The 892-nt window shown below is 43.0% G+C and carries 1 protein-coding gene; it reads left to right on the top strand.

Going from position 1 to position 892, the window contains the following annotated elements:
- On the top strand, nt 1-660 hold a 660-nt coding region (locus tag GRP75_RS28220), incomplete at its 5' end, for a substrate-binding domain-containing protein (RefSeq protein ID WP_160791033.1).
- Between the last annotated feature and the right edge of the window lie 232 nt (nt 661-892).

Below are 892 nucleotides of genomic sequence, written 5' to 3'. Positions count from 1 at the left end.
GATCTTATTCAACAGGGAGTAAACGCGTTACTCATTCATCCGACAGATTCGTCGGCCATCTCCACTGTGGTACAATCAGCGAATGCATTGAACATCCCGGTTATTACACTGGATCGTTCTGCTGACAAAGGAGACGTAAAAGCACTCGTCGCTTCAGACAACGTAGAGGGAGGACGAATGGCTGCCAGATATGTGATTGATCAAGTTGGAAAAGGTGCCAAAGTGATTGAGCTGGAAGGTGTTCCAGGAGCATCCGCTACCCGTGAACGTGGGAAAGGCTTCCATGAAGTAGCAGATAAGGATCTGAAAGTCATAGCAAAACAATCGGCCGATTTTGATCGGACCAAAGGTTTGAACGTGATGGAAAATCTGCTGCAAGGAAACCCGGACGTACAGGCTGTATTTGCCCACAATGATGAAATGGCGTTGGGTGCTATCGAAGCAATCCAAAGCTCAGGTAAGAACATTCCAGTCATCGGTTTTGACGGTAACGAGGATGCGCTTAAATCAATTAAGGAAGGGAAACTGACAGCCACTGTAGCTCAGCAACCCGAGCTTATTGGACAATTGGCGGTGCAGGCAGCCAAGGATGTACTTCAAGGTAAAACTGTGAAAACATCCATTCCTGCTAAGCTGGAGTTGGTGGATCAATCGAAATAAAAAGGGCGCTTGACTCAACATATTAAGCTATTCGGACTGATGCTGTAATGCGCATCAGTCCTTTTTTTGGCTATTCTACAATGACGATACATACACATAAATGGAAGTTTTTTATTTTTGTATTGTAAGAAGAGACGGTAAAAGATAGAATAACAATTATATGATAATGAGAATCACTATCATATTATTGAATTGTATATATCTAAGGAGGACGTATATTGTGCAACAAAGG

The sequence above is a fragment of the Paenibacillus sp. OT2-17 genome (assembly GCF_009827695.1).
In the GTDB taxonomy this organism is placed as follows: domain Bacteria; phylum Bacillota; class Bacilli; order Paenibacillales; family Paenibacillaceae; genus Paenibacillus; species Paenibacillus polymyxa_B.
This window is presented reverse-complemented; position numbering and strand designations above follow the sequence as displayed.